Here is a 19,235-nt window from a genome sequence, read left to right on the forward strand (position 1 = left end):
AAATTTCCTTATATGAGTTTCTTAAAGCCGTTGTCAAATTTAAGTGCATCTTGGTGGCAAACGTCGATGCACCTGCCACAAAGCGTGCAGTCAGCCCCAGCTATTCTAAAGAGCTTTTTACTATCATCAGTTTTTGCGCCTTTTTTTGTCATAAAAAGCACGTGTGGCACTAGGCAAACATCGGTGCAAACTAAGCAGTGGTCGCACTTTTCTTTATCCCAGCTGACCTTTATCGCATTTGGCTTTGCTAGTAGCGAATAGGTCGCTCCAACAGGGCAAACATACCTACACCACGCCCTGCGTGAAAAGAAAATCTCAACCACAAGCATAGCTATAACTAGCCAGATAGCGTGAAAGTAGCCATAGATGATAAATCTTGAAAATATCCCAACGACATTAAAAATTTCAAAGACTAGGCTTGAGCTAGCAAAGCTAAGAGCCAAAAACAAAATGGTAAAAGCGTAGCGCCACTTTGTGTCAAAAACTCGAGGCTTTACTATCTTTTTGGCGCGCAAATTTTCATGGATCTTCTCAGCTATCTCGCTTATAAGTGAGTATGGGCAAACCCACGAGCAAAAGCCCCTGCCACCAAAAATGATGTAAAAGGCTAAGATACTAAGCGAGCCGATTAGTAAATTTACATGAATTTCATGCGTTGCCAAAAAGACTTGCAAGCTCATAAATGCGTCTGCTAGATGAAAGCCAAGTATCCTTGAGGCGCTGATGTCGCCCTCTAAAATTTGCACATCGACCCTATAAGAGAGCACAAATAAAAGATGAACTAGCACGATGGTAAAAATGCGCCAAAATCGTATGCTTGGGCGCTTTTTGCCATCTTTTGTAGTCGTTATTAACGTGCTTAGAAAGCTTACGTTTCTAACGGTCGCACGAACGTTATATTTATCCATTTTTACTTTTTAAATTTAGAAATTTCATCAGCAAGGCTGTTTAGATCGCTGTCGCTAACGTTTGTTAGCAGTCCCTTCATGAGCGTGTTTTGCACCTTACCAGCCTTGTAATCAGCTAGTTTTTTTAGCAGATCCTCTTTGCTTAGATGAGTGATATCAGGCGCTACGACACCCTTGCCATTTGCGCCGTGACATGGTGCGCAAGAGGTAAGGTATTGCTTGCTAACGCCTTCATTTTGTGTCTTAGCCACGCTTAGGCTTAGCTCTTTTACCTTTTTTAGCTCATCTTCGCTGGCAAATTCCTCGCTAGACTTTGACTGCTCTTTTGAGATATTTTGCTCCACTTTTGGCTGAACGCTAGCTTCTACTTTCTCCTTTTTAGGCGGAGTTTGGCTTAGCATAAACACCATGATGCCACATATTAGCACCGCTAAAATGATCGTTATGATTTTTCCGATTTTCATTGTTTGCTCCTAAACTGCGCATTAAAATCGCTTATCTCTTTTGCTAGATTTCTAATCTCACTCTCATCCATCTTTTTAACAAGATCACGCATCAGCACATTTACCTTCTCTTTGTTTTTATAAGCGTTTATCATCTTATAAATTTCATCCTCGCTCTTTGTTAAAAGAGATGGTCCGATGATGCCGTTTGCATAGTCGTCGTGGCAGGCTGAGCACTTTGTGATGAAGTCCTTGCTAAGTCTGCCCTTTATAAGCCTTAAATTTATACTTTGAAGCGGGCTTTTTACCATAGCAAGCGCTCCGATCTGGCGGCTTACGTTGTTATCTTCAAGTCCAAATTTAACGCTTTTTTCGCCGTGCATATCGTATTTTATAAATTCATTTTGCTTATTTGCACTCTCGTTGTTTTCATTTTTTTCGACCTTTATGCTAGCACTTGTCGCTACTTTTGCACCTTGCTCGCTAGCAGCCTCTTGCGCTTTGTCCTCACTCTTTTCACAGCCGACAAATAGCAACGCAGCAGCTATTAAAGGTATTATTGCTCTCATTTTTTCTCCTTGTAAATTTCATCATAACTCATCTTTGGGGCGATATTTATGATCTTTGCTGGGCAGACCTCAGCGCAAACGCCACAACCCACGCAGCCATTTTTTATAAGCGGTAAATTTGCCTCGCTCATTGCTATCGCGCTATCGCCAACTGGGCAAAGCGTGACGCAAAGATCGCAAATTTGACCGATCTTGCCTTTTATCTTATCTTTTAGCGCCTCTTCTCTGTCGTTATAAGCTTTGCGATCAAGCAGATGTTTAACGCCAGTTTCGCTTAAATTTTCTCTTTTCACGCTCAAACAGGCCGCCGTGTCACTTAAAACTGCAACGCCCATTTTGACATCACCCACGACCTTTGTGGCGTGATCGAGCGCACCGCTAGGACAGGCTAGCACGCATGGGAAAAGGTCGCACAAGTAGCAGCCTCGCTCTTTAGCATCGATGTGAGCTGAGCCACTTGAGTAGCCATCTTCTATATCAAGCAAATTTATGCTGTGATATGGGCAGACTTGCACGCACTGACCGCATTTTACGCAAAGATCATCAAAGTCATCAACAGCGCCTGGCGGTCTAAGATAGAGCTTATCGCCACTACTTTTTGGCAAAAACTTGCCTATGGAGTATCCAGCCACTGCTGCAGCTGAGCCAATTATCATAAAATTTCTTCTATCCACGTTTCGCCTTTAAAGCGTTGAAATTTGAAACATCAAGCGGTTTTATCCTAGGCGAACTATCTTCAAGTAGCTTTATGGGCTCAGAAAATGGAGCGAGTTTAGCTAAGAAATTTAAGACGCTAAAGACGCTTGAGCCATAGAAAAACTGTAAATTTGGATAGTACTGCCAGAGCTGATCGATGTATGAGAGGTGCAAAAATGGCGTGTCGCCGTAGCCATCTTTATCTCTATCAAAGCTCTCATACTCGTCATAGTAGTTTTTGCTCCATCTATTTAGTAGCATCTTTTCGCCCGGAGTGTCGTTTACGACGATGTCCATGTTGCCGATAAAGTCATTGTTTTCAAAGATACTTGTGCCTTGCGTGGCATGAAAATAGACGCCAACCACGTTGTGTAAAATTTTATTGCCTATAAAATTTATAGTTGATCCCGGCTGAAACGGCGAGTTATCAAGCAAGATGCCACGCGCGTTATAGACAAGGGTGTTATTTTCTATCGTAAAGTCAGACACGTCCTTTAGTCCGATGCCGATGCCAAAGGCGCCGTCGCTATCCATAACGAGATTGTTTTTTATATTTGAGCTAGCTGAATACATAAAAAACATACCAACAGCGTTGCCGATAAATTCGTTATTTTCAACTAAATTTTGATTAGCATACATGAAGTGAAGCGAGTATCTGCTACCAACTGCTTTGTTGCTTAGAAATTTATTGTGGCTTGCGTACCATGCGACCATGTCACGGCTGTCGCGGATGTTGTTGCGCTCGATCAAATTTTCATGGCTATACCAAAGTCTCACCGCATCGCCTCTAAAGCCAAGGCTAGCGCCCTTTTTTGAGGTGATGTTGTTTTCAGTGATCTTTGAGCTACTGCACTCTTTAAAGTCAATCCCAAAAAGCACATCGCTTATGTCGTTTTTAGAAATTTCAACGTTATTTGCCTTGTCACAGCCTATGCCAGCATCAAGCTCGCCAAGGTCGTTGCCACTGCCACTTATCTTTAAATTTTTAAGTGTCACGTTTGAAGCGATGATCTTTATAACACTGCCCTTGCCGTCGCCTTTTATATGGGCATTTTTGCCCTCGCCGATGATAGTAAGAGGCTTATTTATCGTTATGTCACCTTCATAAACAGCATCCCCCAGCTTTATCACATCGCCAGGGCTAGCGTTATTTATCGCATCTTGAAGGACGTTTGCAAAGCCAAAAAGTGGCAAAAAAACAAGGGCAAATTTACAAAATTTACGCATTTAGCTCTTTTTTCTTTGAAAAGACTGCAAGTATGCAAAGCACGCTCATCACCATCATCACCCAAAAGCCGATGGTCGGATAAGAGTGCGTAGTAAAGTGCGCCACGCTACCATCGCCTAAAACGGTTGGCATAAATGGCTTGATCTTAAAGGCGCCCCACTCTTGCATATTGTGTCCATACCAATATAGCCAGCCCACAAATGCACTCATAAATAGCACAGGTGCGATGATAGTTGGCACCATGAGAAGCGAGTTAAATTTACCGTCATAGTATAAAAATGCAAGCATGCAAAGTGTGGCTATAAGCAGATAGTAAGGCGCGATCGCTCGCTCGACATTGCCGCCATGTTCCATAGGATACATGCCGATGTAGTGGTTTATCGTATTCATCTCGTGCACATCGCCACTATATCCATCTACGTGAAAATATACTGGGATACCATCTGGAAAGGCTGCCTTTGGATAGTTTGGCGCTTCAAGAGATACGTACCAGATAGGGAAAGATGGCGTGCCGATCTCTGCTTTTTGCTCGATCATCTTATGAAGATCGCTTGCCACCTCTTTTGGCAAAAGGTGGTTTTTATACTGAAATGAGCTATAAAGATCGTAGATAGTGTAAGCATAAGATGGTAGCTCGTCGCCGTTAGCTATACGCTCTTTTGCTCCGTGCCAGCCAAGAACTGGCAGAGTAAAACAAACGCTCATAATGATAAGTGCAACAATGGTATAAATTTTATATTTACTCATAATCTCTCCTTTAAATTTTAAAATTTAGCCTAGCAAAAGTTAAATTTTAAAATTTAAAAGGGGCAAAAATGCCCCTTAAAACTACATACCTGCGTTTTCGTCTATCCATTTTAGATACTGGATGATATTTTTAATCTCTTCGTCACTCATGTGCTGATTTGGCATTCTAAGTTTAAAGAAATCAATCATCGCTTTAACGTAGTCGTCGTTATAGAATTTAGCAGGGTCTTTGATGAAGTCTGCTACCCATTTTTCGCCGTTTTCATGTCTTAGCAAGACGCCAGTTAAGTCTGGGCCTGAGCTTACTTGACCGATAACGTGGCAACCATTACAACCGCCTTTTAGATAAGCTTCCTCACCTTTTGCAGCAGCTGGGCTCATCGGAGTTGCGATCTCTTTAGCTAGGTTGTTTTTAGCTCTTAGACCAACGTCAGCAGTTTTTACCATGTATTGCCATACTTGGTACTCCCAAAGGATAGCGCCATTTACGTCGCCTTTTTTGTAAGCTTCGTCAGCTTTAGCTTTTACCTCTTTGATGTGGCCGTATTGATCAAGTGCGTCATCAACCAAAGCTTTTACTTTTGGATATTTCTCATAATGTTTCTCTTTTAGGTATTTAACAACCTCTTGGATAACATCATCAGTAGCTTTGTTAGTTGCGATTACTTTGTCGTACTCAGCTTTTAGAGCTTCTGGGCTTAGAGTTTTTAGCTTGCTATTTTTTGCAGATTCATATTTTTTATTTGGATCTTTAACAAGCAAATAACCCATCATCTCTAGGTGAAGTGCTGAACAAAACTCGGTGCAGTAGTATGGGAAGACACCTTCCATATCAGCTACGAAATTTACTGAAGCAGTTTTGCCAGGCTCAAGTGAAGCGTGGATATTGTAAAGGTCGATGCCAAAGCCGTGAGTCTCATCTTGCGCGCGCTCTAGGTTTGTTAGGTGAATTGTTACATTATCGCCTTTATTTACCTCGATGTGCTCTGGGTTGATGTGACTTCTGATCATTGTTGCATAGACAGTTACGTTTTTGCCGTTTCTCTCAACTCTTTCTTGACCAGCTAGAGTTACATATGGGCTAGCCTCGCCTGTTCTTGAGTTTGTACCCATGTTGTAAGTAAGCGCTGGAGTTAGCTTGCTAGCAGCTATTGAGACAACGTCGTGTGGCTCACCAAGTGGAATAGGCATATCATAGATTAGCTCCATTTTTGGACCATTGATGTCTATTAACTGGTGGTTTTGTGGGTGCAAAGGACCAACTGGGTTGAAGCGATCGATTGAAAGTTTATCAAGTGCGATTGCATATTTGCCAACTGGTTTTGCTGATTTGCCCTCCATTGTGTCAAGGTGACCGATGTTGTAATGAACATTTACTTTATCAAGCACTTTTAAATTTTTGTAGTCCCATTTTACGATTTGACTATCAACGTAAAGTGAAGTATAGACTACGCCATCTTGTGAGTCAAATGATGTATGCAGTGGTCCAAGGCCAAGTTCTACTTGTCCGTGCATTGTCTTTTCTCTATCTAAGATAGGTATGCCGTATGGGTCAGTGCCAGCGTACTCTTTTTTGTCGATTAGCTCTTTGATCTTTTTAAAGTCATAAACTGATGCGTGAGTATCAAGCTTACCACCAACGATGATGTATCTGCCGTCTGGTGTTACGTCACAACCGTGTGGGCTCTTTGACTCTGGGATCAAAAATAGCGCTCCTGCTTTTACAGCAGCTTCTATTGTAACTACCCTGTGACCATTTATAACTTTGTAGTTTTTCTTGTCTTGTGCAAGTTTTTCTAAAATTTGCCAGTTATAAACGTGTAAGAAGTCGGTGTCATTTCTACTAGCACCTGCCTCAAATGGAGGAAGACCCTTTTCGATACCACCTGTATACATCTCGCTGTTTATTGAGTTTGTAAAGCCCCAGCCGTAGCTCTCGCCCTTACCAGCGTCGCTTAGGTCTTGCCAGTATGGAGGAAGCTCGAGAGAGAAAGATGCTTTCTCGTCAATCTTGCCTTTTGGATAGTCAAATTTCCAAAATGTCACAGCGCCTCTATAAACGGCTTCGTAGTCGTCCATTGAGTGATAGTTGTCATCAAGTGGAGCTGCATACTGGCTAGCTTCGATAACGTACTCGCTGTTTGGAGTGATAAAGCTACCGCCGTGCTCACTCTTCATGATAGGGTTTACGACCATTTGAGTTGTCTCAAAGTCTTTTAAATTTATAACAGCGATCCTTGGGTTTGCCTTGTCGTTGATAAATAGATAATCACCAACATACTCACCATTTTTCTCAGTGAAATTTGGGTGGTGTGTATCGCCCCAAGTTATCTCTTTGCCCCTGATGTTGCCTTGTTTTAAAACGGCTTTTGACTCATCGTCATAGCCATATCCTTGCCAAGGCTCTGGGGTGAAAACGCCGATGTATTTGTAAATTCTCATCGACGGAACGCCATAAACTAGCACTTGACCACTCTGCCCGCCAGATGAAAAGACGATGAAATCATCTTTTTTACCGCTTGGCTGGTAAGTCTTAGCAGCTGCAAGGACATCTTTTTCGCTTAGCCCGCGCTCTTTCATGACTTTTTCAAGGTCACTACTAGCAGCACAAGCAGCAGTTAAAGATAGCCCAAGCAGTGCAGCACTTGCGACACAAAATAACTTTTGCATTTGCTCTCCTTTTTAAAATGAATTTATCTCTAAACTCTTTATCTTATTGCCTAGATCCACGCCAACAAGCACATTTTTATCTATAAAAATTTCTTTTATCTCGCCGCTAAAAAGCTCTTTTTTGCCCTTTAGCTTAAAGCTTTTGTCAAATTTATAGATCGCTCCGTCCTCGCCAGCTACCAAAACTTCATCTCCCACGCACGCAAGAGCTGAAATTTTAGATCTTAAAACTTGCTTTTTAGCTCCACTTTTAAGATCTAAAATTTCTCCGTTTCTAAAGCCTATGAAAATTTCATCATCGTTAAATTTACAGGCACTAATGGGCGCAAAGCCAACGTTTTTTTGCTCTTTTGCGTTAAGCTTGCTATCAAGCAAAAATGCCTTGCCATTAAAGCTTGTAAAAAACACTCCCTCACCAAGCGGTAAAAAGCTAGAAATTTTATAAACATTGTTAAAATTTTTTGATATAAATTTTTTAGAACCCTTGTCAAAAATGGCGATCGTTACGACATTTGCCATATCGCAAGCGACGTAAATTTTCTCTTTGTCTAGCAAGATATTTGAAACCTTACAGCCAACATTTGGCAGTGCAAATAAAAACTCCTTCTCGCTAGCCACCTTTACGATCTCGTTGTTTAAATTTGCAACGTAAAAAGAGCTCTCATCAAAAGCACATCTTTGATCTTTGTAAATTTTCTCCTTTAGTCCTAGGCTTTTTGTCTCGCCATCTTTTACAAAGATGATGTTTTGACTATTTTCATCGACGAAACAGCCCTTACTCTCAGCAAAAAGCGCTATCAAAGATAAGCTAAGACATAGCAGAAATTTCATTATCTAGGTTGCTTTCATCGTAAATTTAAAATTAACAAAAATATACAAGCTTAAATCTTAAAATTATATTAGTAGTTAATTTATTTTTTTAAGTTATTAAATAAAAATATCAGTAATTTTTTTTAATTTTGGCTATTTATTAAAAATATATTTTCTAATTCAAGTAATAGAAATAGACTTTTAATAAAATTTATTATCTATATAAGCACCTATTTATCGGTATTTTTTGTTTAAATTTTATAAAATAAATAAAAATTTAAAATTTTTAACTAATTTAAATTTTTATTTTAAGAAATGGCAAATTTCAAAGCTAAAATGAAAAAGAGCAAATTTAATGGTAAAAAAATATTTTTGCTTAAATTTCTTGTTGGGCTAAATTTGTTTAAATAGGCTATAATCTCCCAAAAAAGGAGAGATAATGCTAACACATTTAGATGAAAAAGACCGTCCAAAGATGGTCGATGTAAGCCCAAAAGATCCAACTAAAAGAGTAGCAACTGCTAGCGGGATCATCAAAATGAGCGAAGATGCTTTTAAGGCGATCAAAGAAAATACCGGCAAAAAAGGCCCAGTCATACAAACAGCCGTTGTCGCCGCGATCATGGGTACTAAAAAGACAAGCGAGCTAATACCTATGTGTCATCCGCTGGCCATTTTGGGCGTAGATTGTGACATCGAGGAGCTGCCTGAAATTTGCGCTTTTAAGCTTTACGTGAGCGTCAAGATAGAGGGCAAAACAGGCGTTGAGATGGAGGCGCTAACAGGCGTGAGCGTGGGACTTTTAACCATTTATGATATGGTAAAAGCCATAGATAAGGGCATGGAGATCAATAATATCGTGCTAGAGAGCAAAACAGGAGGCAAAAGTGGCGAATATATGCGATCTAAATAATAAAAAGGCAAAAATCGACTACCCAACACACTGGGAGTATAAAGTGATATTTGACGCTGGCGTAAATGCCGAAGAGAAGGTAAAAGAGATAGTAAAAGATAGAGAATTTAAGCTAGTTTTTTCAAAATTTAGCAAGGATAAAAAATACGCTAGCTATGATCTGGCGGTGCTAGTTTTGAGCGAAGAAGAGAGGCTAGAGATATTTTCAGCGCTAAAACACGAAGCAAAATACGTTTTATAAGGCAAAAATATGGATAAACTTGAACAAAATTTACGTGATTATAAAGATAGCGAGGGGCTACTAACTAGCATAAAGGCTCTTTGCAACGACTTTTTTAGGGACGTCTCAGACAAAGACGAAAACACACTGCCTGATCTTTTGAAGCAAAAGATGAATGAGCTTTACAACAAGATGGACAAAGAGAGCCTCATAAATGCCAAAAATCTAAAAAGCGCGATGGAGGGGATAAATCAAGCTCTAGTTAGCGGCGAAGAGAAGGAGCTTTATGAGCTATTTGATAAAAGAGATGAGATAAATAGAGCCATCGAGACAAAGCGTGAAGAGATAAAAAATAGGCTAAAAATTTCATTTGAAGCGGCTGAAGAGGTCGTAAAAGATAGAGAATTTGGCGAAAAAGAGGAAATTTTAGAGCTTTTAAACAATGCGATCATTAGAGAAACGAGAATGCTTGGCATCTTAAAAGAGAGTGCTCAAATCGCCTTTTTAACGACGCTTGAAGGCGCAAAGGATGTCGAAGAGACTGCTGGCGCGATAGCTAAAAATATGACCTACGCTGCGATAAGAGGCGGGGAGTTTAGCAAAGAGCGAATGTTTGAAATTTCAAAAAATGTTATCAGTGCAGCGGGGAATTTAGCAAATGAGGGGCATATATTTGCAAAAGAGCTCATAAAAGGTGCAATAAATGGCACAAGAGATGGCATTTTAAGAGCTATTGAGAAGCTAAAAGATGAGGCGAAATTTGCTCCAGATGAGCTAAGGCTAAACTCACAGCTTTTAAATTTAAAAAACGTGGATGAAGAGTTTATAGCGCTTCTTAAAGAGCTTGAAAATGAATTTGACGGCGTGGCTAAAAGCGAGATCGAAAGCGTGATAAATAGCGAGCTTGACACAAATCTAGCAAAATTTAAACGCATAAGCGATCAAGCGATCGAGCAGATCAGCTCAAGGCTTGAAGAGCTAAAATCAAACGGCGTTGCAAAGCTTATGAGCGAGGCGAACAATAAATTTGAAGCCCTAAAACAAGAGCTAAACGACAAGAGCAAAAAGCTAAAGCTAAATTTTGACGCTAACGATAAGCTTGAAGGCCTTAAACAAGATATCGCAGAGTTTGAGAAAAAGGCAAATGATAAGCTTGAAGACATCAAACAAATGGATATAAAATCAGAAGCTAAGAAATTTGGCGACAGAGCATATCAAGCCGCAAAAGACTTCATAAACGTCATAAAAAAAGATAAAAAAGAGGAGTAAATTTGCCAAGCTTTTTGGCAAATTTATCATTTTGGCTAGGTCTTAGCCTAGCCATTTTACAACTTAAATTTATAAAAACAGATAGAGCAAAAACGCACCCAAGATCAAGCGGTAGATGACAAAAGGTAGCATCCTGATCCTTGAGATGATCCCCATAAATAGCTTCACGCAGATATAAGCACTAACTGCACTTATGATGACGCCAAGGGCGATATCGCTCCATGGCAAGGCGTTTGGATCTTTTATAAGCTTGATACTCTCAAGTCCGCCAGCTAGGATGATGACAGGTATCGAAAGTAAAAATGAGAAATTTGCGCTGCCTTTATGGCTAAATCCTAAAAAAAGTGCCGCTGTCATCGTTATGCCTGATCTTGAGACGCCAGGGATGAGCGCCACAGCTTGTGCTAAACCGATGATAAGAGCAAATTTTATAGTCATTTCATATTCGCTTTTGTTTGTCGAGCGAAGATCAGCAAAGTAAAGTGCGATGCCAAAGATGATCGTAGTAACAGCGATCACAACGCCGCTTCTTGCGTACTCTTCGATCACGTTGTTAAACAAAAGCCCAAAGATGCCAACTGGGATAGTAGCAAATCCCACGCACCAAACAAGCAAGCTATCGCCCACCATCTTTCGTTGTGCGATAGAGGCAAAAAAATCACGAAGTAGCTTAAAAATCGTATCTTTAAAATAAAAAAGTATCGCGCTTAGCGTACCAACATGCACTGCCACGTCAAAGGCAAGCCCTTGATCTGGCCAGCCAAGTAGCTTTGGCACCAAGATGAGATGAGCCGAGCTTGATATCGGCAAAAACTCGCTTATGCCTTGCACCAAGGCCAAAACGATAACGTGAGAAATTTCCATAAAATGCCTTTTTTGATTGTAGATTGCAGTTGGGGATTTTACTCCCCAAAGTTAAATTTTATATAAGTTCGCTAGCAAAATTTGCAAGCTTTTGCGGAGTAAATCCGAAGTGGTCAAATAGCTCATTTGCCTTGCCGCTAGCGCCAAAGCTGTTCATGCCATAAACTGCGTCAGCAAATTTATACCACTCATAGCCAGTTGCAGCCTCAACTGCGATGATAGTTGTGTTTTTATCTAAAATTCTAGCCACATACTCAGCTGGCTGCTCGCAAAGTAGGTCAAAGCAAGGCGCTGATACGATGTTTGCACCGATGCCCTGCTCAGCTAGAAGTGCGGCTGCTTTTACGCAGAGTGAGACCTCGCTGCCGCTTGCTATAAATGTTATCTTCGCATCTTTTGCCGAGCTTAGTAGATATGCGCCGTTACTAACCTCGCCAAATTCGCCTTTTGCAAGTGGGTCAAGCCCTTGGCGACTAAGTACAAATGCACTTGGAGCGTTTAAATTTAGAGCCACTTGCCAGCTAGCTGCGTTTTCGTTGCCATCAGCTGGGCGGAAAGTGTAGAAATTTGGCATAGCTCTAAATGTGCTAAGCTGCTCGATAGGCTGATGTGTCGGACCATCTTCGCCAACGCCGATACTATCGTGTGTGAAGACAAAAAAGTGTTTGATGCCCATTAGCGCTGCTATCCTCGCACTTGGCTTTAGATAGTCACTGAAGATGAAAAATGTCGCTGAAAATGGTAAGAAAAGGCCGTATCTGGCGATGCCGTTGTTGATAGCTGCCATGGCGTGTTCTCTGATGCCGTAGTGGATATTTTTGCCATTTGGGAAGTCGCCCATACCCTTTAGCTCGGTCTTGTTTGACGGAGTAAGGTCTGCACTGCCGCCGATAAAGCCAGGGAGTTTTTTAGCTATCTCATTTAAAATGACGTGGTTTGTATCTCTTGTGGCTAGTTTTTTGTCGCTAAAGTCTGGAAATTCGATCTTGCTAAAGTCTGGATTAAGAAGTGAGTTTAGTAAATTTTTGCCTTCAATGCTTAATGCCTCAACCTTTTTGTTCCACATCGCCTCTTCAAGATCGCCCTTTTCAACTGCACCTCTAAATCTTAAAAGCACGTCCTCGTCGATAGCAAATTTCTTCTCAGGGTCAAAGCCAGCTGCAGCCTTTGCCTTTTTGATGATCTCTTCGCCAAGCGGTGCGCCGTGGCTGTGGTGGCTGCCTTCAAGCTCCATTGCGCCGCGTGCTATGTGTGTGTTTGCGATGATGAGATATGGCGACTCTTTCTCGCTTGCTTGCTCAAGTGCAAATTCGATCTGGTTGTAGTCGTGTCCGTCGATGCGTGCGACCTCCCAGCCCTGCGCCTCAAATCTTGCCTTGACGTCCTCGCTAAATGCGATCGCTGTATCGCCCTCAATCGTGATGTTGTTTGAATCATAAATGAGCACAAGGTTGTCTAGTCTTAAATTTCCAGCCACCGAACATGCCTCGTAGCTTATGCCCTCCTCAAGATCGCCGTCGCCACAAAGGCAGTAAATTTTGTGATCGATGATTTTATTGTCTGGCTCATTTAGCACGTTTGCAGCGTATTTTTCTGCCATGGCTAGGCCAACTGCATTTGCTACGCCTTGACCAAGTGGGCCAGTAGCCACCTCAACGCCTGGAGTGTGAATTTCTGGGTGTCCTGGGGTGTTTGAGCCAAGTTGGCGAAATTTCTTAAGCTCATCTAGGCTTAGATCGTAGCCACTTAGGTGCAAAAAGCTATAAACCAAGCTTGACGCGTGACCACCGCTAAAAACGAGCCTATCTCTGTTTAGCCATTTTGGATTTTTAGGGTTGTGTTTTAAAAAGTTGCTTAAAACCACCATGATATCGGCTAGGCCCATAGGAGCACCTGGGTGTCCGCTGTTAGCGTTTTGCACCATATCAGCGCACAAAAATCTTATAGTATCGGCTTGTTTTTTTAGCATATGATCTCCTTTTATTGCGTTAGATTATACAAAAAAGTGATTAAAACTTGCCTTGCATTTTTGCCCAAAATGTCTAAAAAGTGATATAAATTTACGAAATTTACGCACTATCTTAAGTGCTTGTCTGTAAGCTCTAAGATCATTTTTGCGATGTTTGCATCTATCTGTTTTAGCGCCTCTTCTATCTCGCAAATAAGCTCATCTTTTTTCTTTTTTGCGCCAGATAGACCAAGTAAATTTGTAAATGAGTTTTTCGCTAGGTCGTTATGCACCGGCTTTCCAGCGGCCGCTTCGTCGCTTGTAAGATCGATGATATCATCTTGTATCTGAAAAGCAAGCCCAAGCTTTAGACCGATATCATAAATTTTCTCGCACTCTGTTTCGTCTAAATTTACTATCACAGCGCCCATTTTTAGGCTAGCAGCGATGAGCTTTGCGGTTTTGTGGATGTGTAAAAAGACTAGCTCATCAAGGCTTAACATCTTGCCAGAGAGACCAAATTTAGCCTTTGCTCTTTTGATGTCCTCTTTGTTTGTATTTTCAAAAAAACAATCAAGCGCCTGACCTAGCACCATACCGCTAACGCCAGCATTTTCGCTTAAAATTTCAACGCATTTTATACGAGTGTCAGCTGGCAACTTGGCACGTGAAATTTCATAAAAAGCATGCGTATTTAGTGCATCTCCTGCAAGTATCGCAGTCGTTTCGTCGTAGGTTACGTGAAGCGTTGGTGTGCCACGCCTAAGGCTTGCGTTATCCATCGAAGGCAGATCATCGTGGATGAGCGAGTATGTATGCATCATCTCAAGCCCCAAAGCCACTCTCATCGCCTTTTGCGTGAGGCTTTTATCCACATTTGCGACCACACCAAGAAGCAAAAGCGCCCTAAAGTGCTTGCCTCCAGCCTTTAGCATCACCCCAAGCGCCTCCTCGTAGTAAGGGTGAAAGCTAGGCGCCTTTGGCAAATTTGCATTTAGAAATTTTACGAAGTCCTCAAGCAGGCTCATTTTGGCACTCTTGCAAAAAACTGAAAGTCGTTTCTAGTAAATAAAAGCACGAAATTTTGCAGATCGCTGATCTTTTCTAAAAGCTCCTCGCGATTGCTCACGCTCTCTTTGTTGTAGCCTAAAATTTTATCGCCTATTTTGATGCCAAAGATGTCGGCATTTGACTTTGGCTCGACCTTAGTAACGACTAAATTTTTATCGACCGTGATACCATAATCCACCAAAACTTTATCATCTAGCAAGCTCTCAGGCGACTTTGGCATGACGTTTAAATTTGGCAGATCAAGGCTTGAAGGGGCGTCTATATCAAGACTTTGGTTAAATTTCACATCCCCGCTTACTGGCACTTGAAAGAGTAGCTCTTGCCTATCACGCTTCACGATGATATCCAGTTTTGCGCCCTTTGGAGCAAAAAGCACCATCTCATTTAGCTCTCTTAGGCTCTTTGGCTTTATGCCATTTACACTAACAAGCTCATCATCAACCATCATCATCTTGCCGCGGCCTAGTGGATCAACAAGACCCACAAAAAATTTATCCTCTTTTTGCAAGAATTTCACGCCGATATCGCCGTAATAGACGTCATCGTAAGATACAAAGTGCTTTAGATAGCGGTTTGGTATAAATTTATCAGCTCCAACAGCTATGCCTATCATCTTACAACAAGGCGTGTTTATCTCGCCAGTTGCGTTATACTCGAAGCTTAGCGTGTCAAAGTCGCCTAAATTTTGCCCCAAAGACTTGATGTGACCCATGACGGTGTTGTTAGAGTCGTTTAAGATGCCAACCCAAGTGCTCTTTTTGATGCGCTCCTCGTTGGTCTCATCAGCCATCACAACAGGGCTTAGCTCCTTGCTAGAGCGCACTAAGAAAAGCTGCAAATATGGGTCAAATTTGACATATTCGCCAAGTGGGGCTCCGTCACTTTTTGGCACTGCGATCAAATTTTTAGTGATAGCCACGCCAAAGTGTTTATTTACTGAGACGATTGAGTTTTTGTTCTTTTCAAAGCAGGCGTTAAAGTCCTCTTGAGTAGGCCTAGGATCGGCGTTTAGGCAAAGCGCTGATAGCAAAAATGCAAGGGCAAATTTATATTTTAGTCTCATTTTATCCCCATCGAAGCAAGGCCGCCAAGCATCCTTGAAGCGGTGTTTTTCTTATCGGCCTCAACTGATTTTAGCACGTCATTTACGGCGCTTATTAGCAAAATTTGCATGCTCTCTTTATCTTCAAGCAAGCTATCATCTATGCTAATATCAAGTATCTCGCCGCTACCGTTTGCTCTCACGCTCACTAGCCCGCCACCGCTTTTTGCGCCAAATTCTTTATTTTTGCTCTCTTCTTCCATCTGCTTGGCCTGCTTTTGCACATCCTCAAGCATCTGCCCCATCTTCGAAAAGTCAAATCCCTCAAACATCGCCTACTCCTTTATGATCTCGTTTTTGTTATTTACATGCACGATGGTTGGCTTAAATTTCTTAGCCTTTTTAAATTTCATACTAGCATAAGCCACGATGATGACCACGTCGCCTACGCAGACCTTTCTAGCAGCTGCGCCGTTTAGGCAAATTTCGCCTTTTTTGCCCTTTATCACGTAGGTGGCAAATCTCTCACCGTTATTTACATCTAAAATTTCAACCTTTTGATTTTCTATCAAATTTGCAGCCTTTATAAGCTCCTCGCCGATGCTGATCGAGCCAACATAGTTTAAATTTGCGTCTGTTACGACGGCTCTGTGGATCTTACTAGCTAAAATTTCTATATTCATTTTTACCTCTTTAAAAGCTCTTTTACTACTTCTTTGTCGCTAAATGGGTGCTTGACGCCCTTTATCTCCTGATATGGCTCGTCGCCTTTGCCAAGTATGACAAGCGCCCAGCCAGGTTCTAGCTTGCTAATAGCTAGAGCGATCGCCTCTTTGCGGTTGGCGTTTCGTATCAAATTTTCATTTTGGCTCATGCCAGCGCAAATTTCATCGATTATGCTCTCTGGCTCTTCACTTCTTGGATTGTCACTAGTGACTATGCAAATTCTTGCGTATTTTTGGGCTATCGCTCCCATTTTAGGGCGCTTTGTCCTATCTCTGTCGCCGCCTGCGCCAAAGACTGCGATCAAATTTAGATGTCTAAGCGAGTTTAGCACCTTTTCGATGCCATCTGGCGTATGGGCAAAGTCCACGATAACTAGCGGATCGGTGCTAACAACCTCCATCCTGCCGCTCACTCCCCTAAATTTACTTATCGCCTTTGAAAGTGCGGCTGCGTCTGGGCGCTCTAGCAGGCAAACGGCGCCAAGGGCTGCGATTAGGTTGTAAAGATTAAACTCACCTTGAAGGCTTGAGTCTATCTCCACATCGCCATTTGGCGTCTTGATAACTGCGTCTATGCCGTCCTTTAGCCCATAAACTATCGGCGCAAAGCTGGCTGGCTTTTTGAGCGCGTATGTATAGGCATTTTTTGGGTTAAATTTAACGCCACCATCGTCAATGTTTATGAGTTTTACGCTCTCATCGTCAAAGAAGCTTGATTTTACTCTAGCATACTCCTCCATACTCTTGTGGTAGTCGAGATGGTCTTGAGTTAGGTTTGTAAAAATTTTTAGAGCAAATTTCAAGCTCTCTATGCGCTTTTGAGCGATCGCATGCGAGCTAACCTCCATCACGAAGTACTCACAGCCCTGCTCGCTGGCTGCTTTGAGATATGAGAGCGTCTTTAAAATGGCACTTGTCGTAAGCGCCTTGTCATCTATCTGCTCGCCCTCTATAAATGCCCCTCTGGTGCCACTTAGGCCGCATTTTTTGCCTAAATTTCGCAAGGTCTCGTAGATAGCCGCAGCCGTTGTTGTCTTGCCATTTGTCCCTGTGATGCCAACTATTTTTAAGCTTTCATCGATCTTTAAAAGCTTTTTGCACTCTTCAAGAGTGATTATCTTAGCGCCATTTTTTACCGCAGCTTCTGCAAATTTTGCATTTGCAGTAGTTTGCACAAAGTATGCACCCTGCTCGCACTCGTTTGAGTCATCTGTTATGAAGCTATTTTCTACTGATATTTTCATCGTTTTGTCTTTTTTGTATCTCTTTAAAAAGCTGATCTATACGCTCGTCGCCGCCAAACATCACCGCCGCACTCTCAAGGTAGTTCATGCTCATATCGATGAAGTCATTTTTTATCAAATTTCCTAAAAATTCCAAAAAATCGTCTTTGTTTGAGATCATGACTTTGGTTGAGAACATGATGTTTTCAAAGACCTTTTTAAAGCTGCCGTCCTTATAAACAGCCCTTTTAAAGTCCTCGTAGCTGATCGCGTCTTGCTCTTCAAAGTACTCGCTCTCCTCGTCTCTGGACTCTAAAATCTTTAAAATTTCCTCCACTCCCTCGTCGTCTTCGCCGGCTCTTACCTTCGCCATGTAGTAGTCAAACAAGAGCTTTGCCTCTTCGGCATTTTCCTCGCCAAGAGAGCAAATTTGTATCAAAAATAGCAAATTTCTCTCCTGCGTCTTTTCATAGGCTAATGAAAAGTAAAAGATCGCATCTTTAAATTTAGAGCGTTTGAAATATTTTATGCCTATTTTTTTATAATCTATCAATGTCAAATTCCTCGCCGATCGGAACATTTATGACCTCAAGCTCTGGATGAATGTCTATGCGAAGCTGCCTTTCGATGCCGTATTTTAGCGTGGTTGTGCTAGCTGCGCATCCGTGACAATGCCCTGTGAGCCTTACGTAAATTTTGCCGTTTTTTATTCCAAGTAGCTCCATGCCGCCGCCGTCATTTTCAAGCATCGGTAGCACCTTTTGCAAACTCGCAGTCACTGGTTTTAAAAGCTCTTCATCACTAAATGGGATCATATTTTTTCCTTAAATTTTTTAGCTATTATAGCAGATAAAGTGCAAACAAACGTTTTCTAGGCTTTTGCTGGGGGCGCTTTGGCTTTAAATTTTGGTGGTTTTTTGTGAAAAAAAGGGGCAAATTTGCCCTTTAAATTTAGTTTAGTAGAAGTGATTTTATATCGATTTTATGTTCAATCATCTTGCTCTCAAGCATAAATTCTTGCGTAGCCTCAAGCGCTTTTATATCATCAGCCGTGATCTTTGAGCTAAAGTCGTACTGAGGATACATGCTCTTTACCGCCTCTATGCTAAGCCCAGTCTCTTCGGCTGTAAATTTAAGCGCTTCGTCCTCGTTTGATTTGATGTAGGCCAAAATTTCATCCTGAGCCTTTTTAAATTTCTCAACTACATCTTTGTGCTTTTTATAAAACTCTCCGCTTGTAGCTGTGACGATGACTGGAGTGATGACGCCTTTGCCAGTTGTCACTACATTTAGGCCTGATTTTTGAGCGTTGTAGGCCGCTGGTCCTGCAAGAAGCGCTGCATCGACGCTGCCGTTTTCAAGTGCAGCTTGCGCAGCTGGGATACCCATAGAGATGAACTCTACGTCGTTTATGCCTAGGCCGCCAAGCGCTAAGTATCTCACCAAAAGCTCGTTTAAGATCGTGCCTTTTGGGCCTGCTACTTTTTTGCCTTTTAGATCTTTTGGCGACTTGATGTTTTGGTCTTTAGAAAATATGACAAAGGCCTCTGGTGCCCTTGAATAGGCGCTTATGATCTTTATATCAGCCTTATTTGCAGCTGCAAGTATGACCGAAGTGCCGCCCACGCAGTTTAAAAACTGGAGCGAATTTGAAGCGAGCGCTTGCGTTTGTTTCGCACCCGAGGTGATCTCAGAGTACTCGACTGGCACGCCAAAAGACTTCGCGTAAAAGCCTTTAAATTTATCGACGATCGATGGGACGTTTAGCGGCGATTTGACGTAGGTCATGCCGATCTTATCTAAGCCCTCGCTTGCATTTGCGACTAAGCAAAACAAAGAGGCCGCACACAAAACCTTAAAAAACTTTCTCATACTTACTCCTTTTAAAA

At 41.8% G+C, this 19,235-nt stretch carries 21 protein-coding genes; 3 read left to right on the plus strand and 18 right to left on the minus strand.

Annotation, left to right across the window (positions count from 1 at the left end; all coding sequences use genetic code 11):
• Positions 1-8: 8 nt before the first annotated feature.
• The 8 genes from CVS91_RS08640 to CVS91_RS08675 form a co-directional block, all read right to left on the minus strand.
• Complete coding sequence (locus CVS91_RS08640; protein WP_107831611.1) at positions 9-908, minus strand: NapH/MauN family ferredoxin-type protein; 900 nt, start codon at positions 906-908, stop codon at positions 9-11.
• A gap of 2 nt (positions 909-910) precedes the next feature.
• Entirely contained in the window at positions 911-1,372 is a 462-nt protein-coding gene (locus CVS91_RS08645; RefSeq protein ID WP_087581143.1) for a c-type cytochrome, read from the minus strand.
• A complete protein-coding gene (locus CVS91_RS08650) occupies positions 1,369-1,920 on the minus strand; it encodes a c-type cytochrome (RefSeq protein ID WP_107831613.1) in 552 nt (183 codons plus the stop codon). The genes CVS91_RS08645 and CVS91_RS08650 overlap by 4 nt, the downstream gene beginning before the upstream one ends.
• Positions 1,917-2,594: a 4Fe-4S dicluster domain-containing protein gene (locus tag CVS91_RS08655; protein ID WP_107831615.1), complete on the minus strand. Its 678-nt coding sequence runs from the start codon at positions 2,592-2,594 to the stop codon at positions 1,917-1,919. The genes CVS91_RS08650 and CVS91_RS08655 overlap by 4 nt, the downstream gene beginning before the upstream one ends.
• The gene (locus CVS91_RS08660; RefSeq protein WP_107831617.1) at positions 2,587-3,843 is read right to left on the minus strand and encodes a nitrous oxide reductase family maturation protein NosD; all 1,257 of its coding nucleotides are present in this window, start codon (positions 3,841-3,843) and stop codon (positions 2,587-2,589) included. Before CVS91_RS08660 ends, CVS91_RS08655 begins: the two co-directional genes overlap by 8 nt.
• On the minus strand, positions 3,836-4,591 hold the full coding sequence (locus CVS91_RS08665) for a cytochrome C (protein ID WP_103571961.1): 756 nt from the start codon (positions 4,589-4,591) through the stop codon (positions 3,836-3,838). The genes CVS91_RS08660 and CVS91_RS08665 overlap by 8 nt, the downstream gene beginning before the upstream one ends.
• A gap of 81 nt (positions 4,592-4,672) precedes the next feature.
• On the minus strand, positions 4,673-7,261 hold the full coding sequence (gene nosZ / locus CVS91_RS08670; RefSeq protein ID WP_107831619.1) for a Sec-dependent nitrous-oxide reductase: 2,589 nt from the start codon (positions 7,259-7,261) through the stop codon (positions 4,673-4,675).
• A gap of 12 nt (positions 7,262-7,273) precedes the next feature.
• Positions 7,274-8,092: an ATP-dependent protease gene (locus CVS91_RS08675; protein WP_107831621.1), complete on the minus strand. Its 819-nt coding sequence runs from the start codon at positions 8,090-8,092 to the stop codon at positions 7,274-7,276.
• A 415-nt stretch (positions 8,093-8,507) separates the two neighbouring features.
• Between CVS91_RS08675 and moaC the strand changes: the two genes are divergently transcribed.
• From moaC to CVS91_RS08690, 3 genes are read left to right on the plus strand one after another with little or no spacing between them, the layout of a single operon-like run.
• Entirely contained in the window at positions 8,508-8,984 is a 477-nt protein-coding gene (moaC, locus tag CVS91_RS08680; protein WP_199906254.1) for a cyclic pyranopterin monophosphate synthase MoaC, read from the plus strand.
• Complete coding sequence (locus CVS91_RS08685) at positions 8,959-9,225, plus strand: DUF493 domain-containing protein (protein WP_009295275.1); 267 nt, start codon at positions 8,959-8,961, stop codon at positions 9,223-9,225. The genes moaC and CVS91_RS08685 overlap by 26 nt, the downstream gene beginning before the upstream one ends.
• 9 nt (positions 9,226-9,234) lie before the next feature.
• Positions 9,235-10,473 (plus strand): hypothetical protein, encoded by a 1,239-nt coding sequence (locus tag CVS91_RS08690; RefSeq protein WP_107831625.1) that lies wholly within the window; start codon positions 9,235-9,237, stop codon positions 10,471-10,473.
• 69 nt (positions 10,474-10,542) lie between these two features.
• On the opposite strand, the gene CVS91_RS08695 is transcribed toward CVS91_RS08690, so the two are convergent.
• The 10 genes from CVS91_RS08695 to CVS91_RS08740 form a co-directional block, all read right to left on the minus strand.
• Positions 10,543-11,337: an undecaprenyl-diphosphate phosphatase gene (locus CVS91_RS08695; protein WP_002941660.1), complete on the minus strand. Its 795-nt coding sequence runs from the start codon at positions 11,335-11,337 to the stop codon at positions 10,543-10,545.
• A gap of 58 nt (positions 11,338-11,395) precedes the next feature.
• Positions 11,396-13,306, minus strand: coding sequence for a transketolase (gene tkt / locus CVS91_RS08700; protein ID WP_107831627.1), 1,911 nt, complete (start codon positions 13,304-13,306; stop codon positions 11,396-11,398).
• Between the two features lie 107 nt (positions 13,307-13,413).
• Positions 13,414-14,313: a polyprenyl synthetase family protein gene (locus CVS91_RS08705; protein ID WP_107831629.1), complete on the minus strand. Its 900-nt coding sequence runs from the start codon at positions 14,311-14,313 to the stop codon at positions 13,414-13,416.
• On the minus strand, positions 14,310-15,419 hold the full coding sequence (locus CVS91_RS08710) for a PDZ domain-containing protein (protein WP_103571955.1): 1,110 nt from the start codon (positions 15,417-15,419) through the stop codon (positions 14,310-14,312). The genes CVS91_RS08705 and CVS91_RS08710 overlap by 4 nt, the downstream gene beginning before the upstream one ends.
• On the minus strand, positions 15,416-15,730 hold the full coding sequence (locus CVS91_RS08715; protein ID WP_002941513.1) for a YbaB/EbfC family nucleoid-associated protein: 315 nt from the start codon (positions 15,728-15,730) through the stop codon (positions 15,416-15,418). Before CVS91_RS08715 ends, CVS91_RS08710 begins: the two co-directional genes overlap by 4 nt.
• A gap of 3 nt (positions 15,731-15,733) precedes the next feature.
• A complete protein-coding gene (panD, locus tag CVS91_RS08720) occupies positions 15,734-16,081 on the minus strand; it encodes an aspartate 1-decarboxylase (protein WP_002941539.1) in 348 nt (115 codons plus the stop codon).
• 2 nt (positions 16,082-16,083) lie between these two features.
• Positions 16,084-17,367: a UDP-N-acetylmuramoyl-L-alanyl-D-glutamate--2,6-diaminopimelate ligase gene (locus CVS91_RS08725; protein ID WP_107831631.1), complete on the minus strand. Its 1,284-nt coding sequence runs from the start codon at positions 17,365-17,367 to the stop codon at positions 16,084-16,086.
• Positions 17,345-17,899 carry a hypothetical protein gene (locus tag CVS91_RS08730; RefSeq protein WP_035142362.1) on the minus strand — a complete coding sequence of 185 codons (555 nt, stop codon included), beginning with the start codon at positions 17,897-17,899 and terminating at the stop codon, positions 17,345-17,347. Before CVS91_RS08730 ends, CVS91_RS08725 begins: the two co-directional genes overlap by 23 nt.
• A complete protein-coding gene (locus CVS91_RS08735; RefSeq protein ID WP_009295267.1) occupies positions 17,886-18,161 on the minus strand; it encodes a NifU family protein in 276 nt (91 codons plus the stop codon). Before CVS91_RS08735 ends, CVS91_RS08730 begins: the two co-directional genes overlap by 14 nt.
• Positions 18,162-18,297: 136 nt before the next feature.
• Positions 18,298-19,218, minus strand: a complete 921-nt coding sequence (locus CVS91_RS08740; RefSeq protein ID WP_107831633.1) for an ABC transporter substrate-binding protein — start codon at positions 19,216-19,218, stop codon at positions 18,298-18,300.
• Between the last annotated feature and the right edge of the window lie 17 nt (positions 19,219-19,235).

It is taken from the genome of Campylobacter concisus, from assembly GCF_003048985.1.
In the GTDB taxonomy this organism is placed as follows: Bacteria; Campylobacterota; Campylobacteria; order Campylobacterales; family Campylobacteraceae; genus Campylobacter_A; species Campylobacter_A concisus_AY.

Excerpts from the sequence above, each read along its gene's own strand:
- CVS91_RS08640 (WP_107831611.1), bottom strand. The coding sequence starts at position 908 with ATGGATAAATATAACGTTCGTGCGACCGTTAGAAACGTAAGCTTTCTA.
- CVS91_RS08645 (WP_087581143.1), bottom strand. The coding sequence starts at position 1,372 with ATGAAAATCGGAAAAATCATAACGATCATTTTAGCGGTGCTAATATGT.
- CVS91_RS08650 (WP_107831613.1), bottom strand. The coding sequence starts at position 1,920 with ATGAGAGCAATAATACCTTTAATAGCTGCTGCGTTGCTATTTGTCGGC.
- CVS91_RS08660 (WP_107831617.1), bottom strand. The coding sequence starts at position 3,843 with ATGCGTAAATTTTGTAAATTTGCCCTTGTTTTTTTGCCACTTTTTGGC.
- CVS91_RS08665 (WP_103571961.1), bottom strand. The coding sequence starts at position 4,591 with ATGAGTAAATATAAAATTTATACCATTGTTGCACTTATCATTATGAGC.
- nosZ (WP_107831619.1), bottom strand. The coding sequence starts at position 7,261 with ATGCAAAAGTTATTTTGTGTCGCAAGTGCTGCACTGCTTGGGCTATCT.
- CVS91_RS08675 (WP_107831621.1), bottom strand. The coding sequence starts at position 8,092 with ATGAAATTTCTGCTATGTCTTAGCTTATCTTTGATAGCGCTTTTTGCT.
- CVS91_RS08690 (WP_107831625.1), top strand. The coding sequence starts at position 9,235 with ATGGATAAACTTGAACAAAATTTACGTGATTATAAAGATAGCGAGGGG.
- CVS91_RS08695 (WP_002941660.1), bottom strand. The coding sequence starts at position 11,337 with ATGGAAATTTCTCACGTTATCGTTTTGGCCTTGGTGCAAGGCATAAGC.
- tkt (WP_107831627.1), bottom strand. The coding sequence starts at position 13,306 with ATGCTAAAAAAACAAGCCGATACTATAAGATTTTTGTGCGCTGATATG.
- CVS91_RS08705 (WP_107831629.1), bottom strand. The coding sequence starts at position 14,313 with ATGAGCCTGCTTGAGGACTTCGTAAAATTTCTAAATGCAAATTTGCCA.
- CVS91_RS08710 (WP_103571955.1), bottom strand. The coding sequence starts at position 15,419 with ATGAGACTAAAATATAAATTTGCCCTTGCATTTTTGCTATCAGCGCTT.
- CVS91_RS08715 (WP_002941513.1), bottom strand. The coding sequence starts at position 15,730 with ATGTTTGAGGGATTTGACTTTTCGAAGATGGGGCAGATGCTTGAGGAT.
- panD (WP_002941539.1), bottom strand. The coding sequence starts at position 16,081 with ATGAATATAGAAATTTTAGCTAGTAAGATCCACAGAGCCGTCGTAACA.
- CVS91_RS08725 (WP_107831631.1), bottom strand. The coding sequence starts at position 17,367 with ATGAAAATATCAGTAGAAAATAGCTTCATAACAGATGACTCAAACGAG.
- CVS91_RS08735 (WP_009295267.1), bottom strand. The coding sequence starts at position 18,161 with ATGATCCCATTTAGTGATGAAGAGCTTTTAAAACCAGTGACTGCGAGT.
- CVS91_RS08740 (WP_107831633.1), bottom strand. The coding sequence starts at position 19,218 with ATGAGAAAGTTTTTTAAGGTTTTGTGTGCGGCCTCTTTGTTTTGCTTA.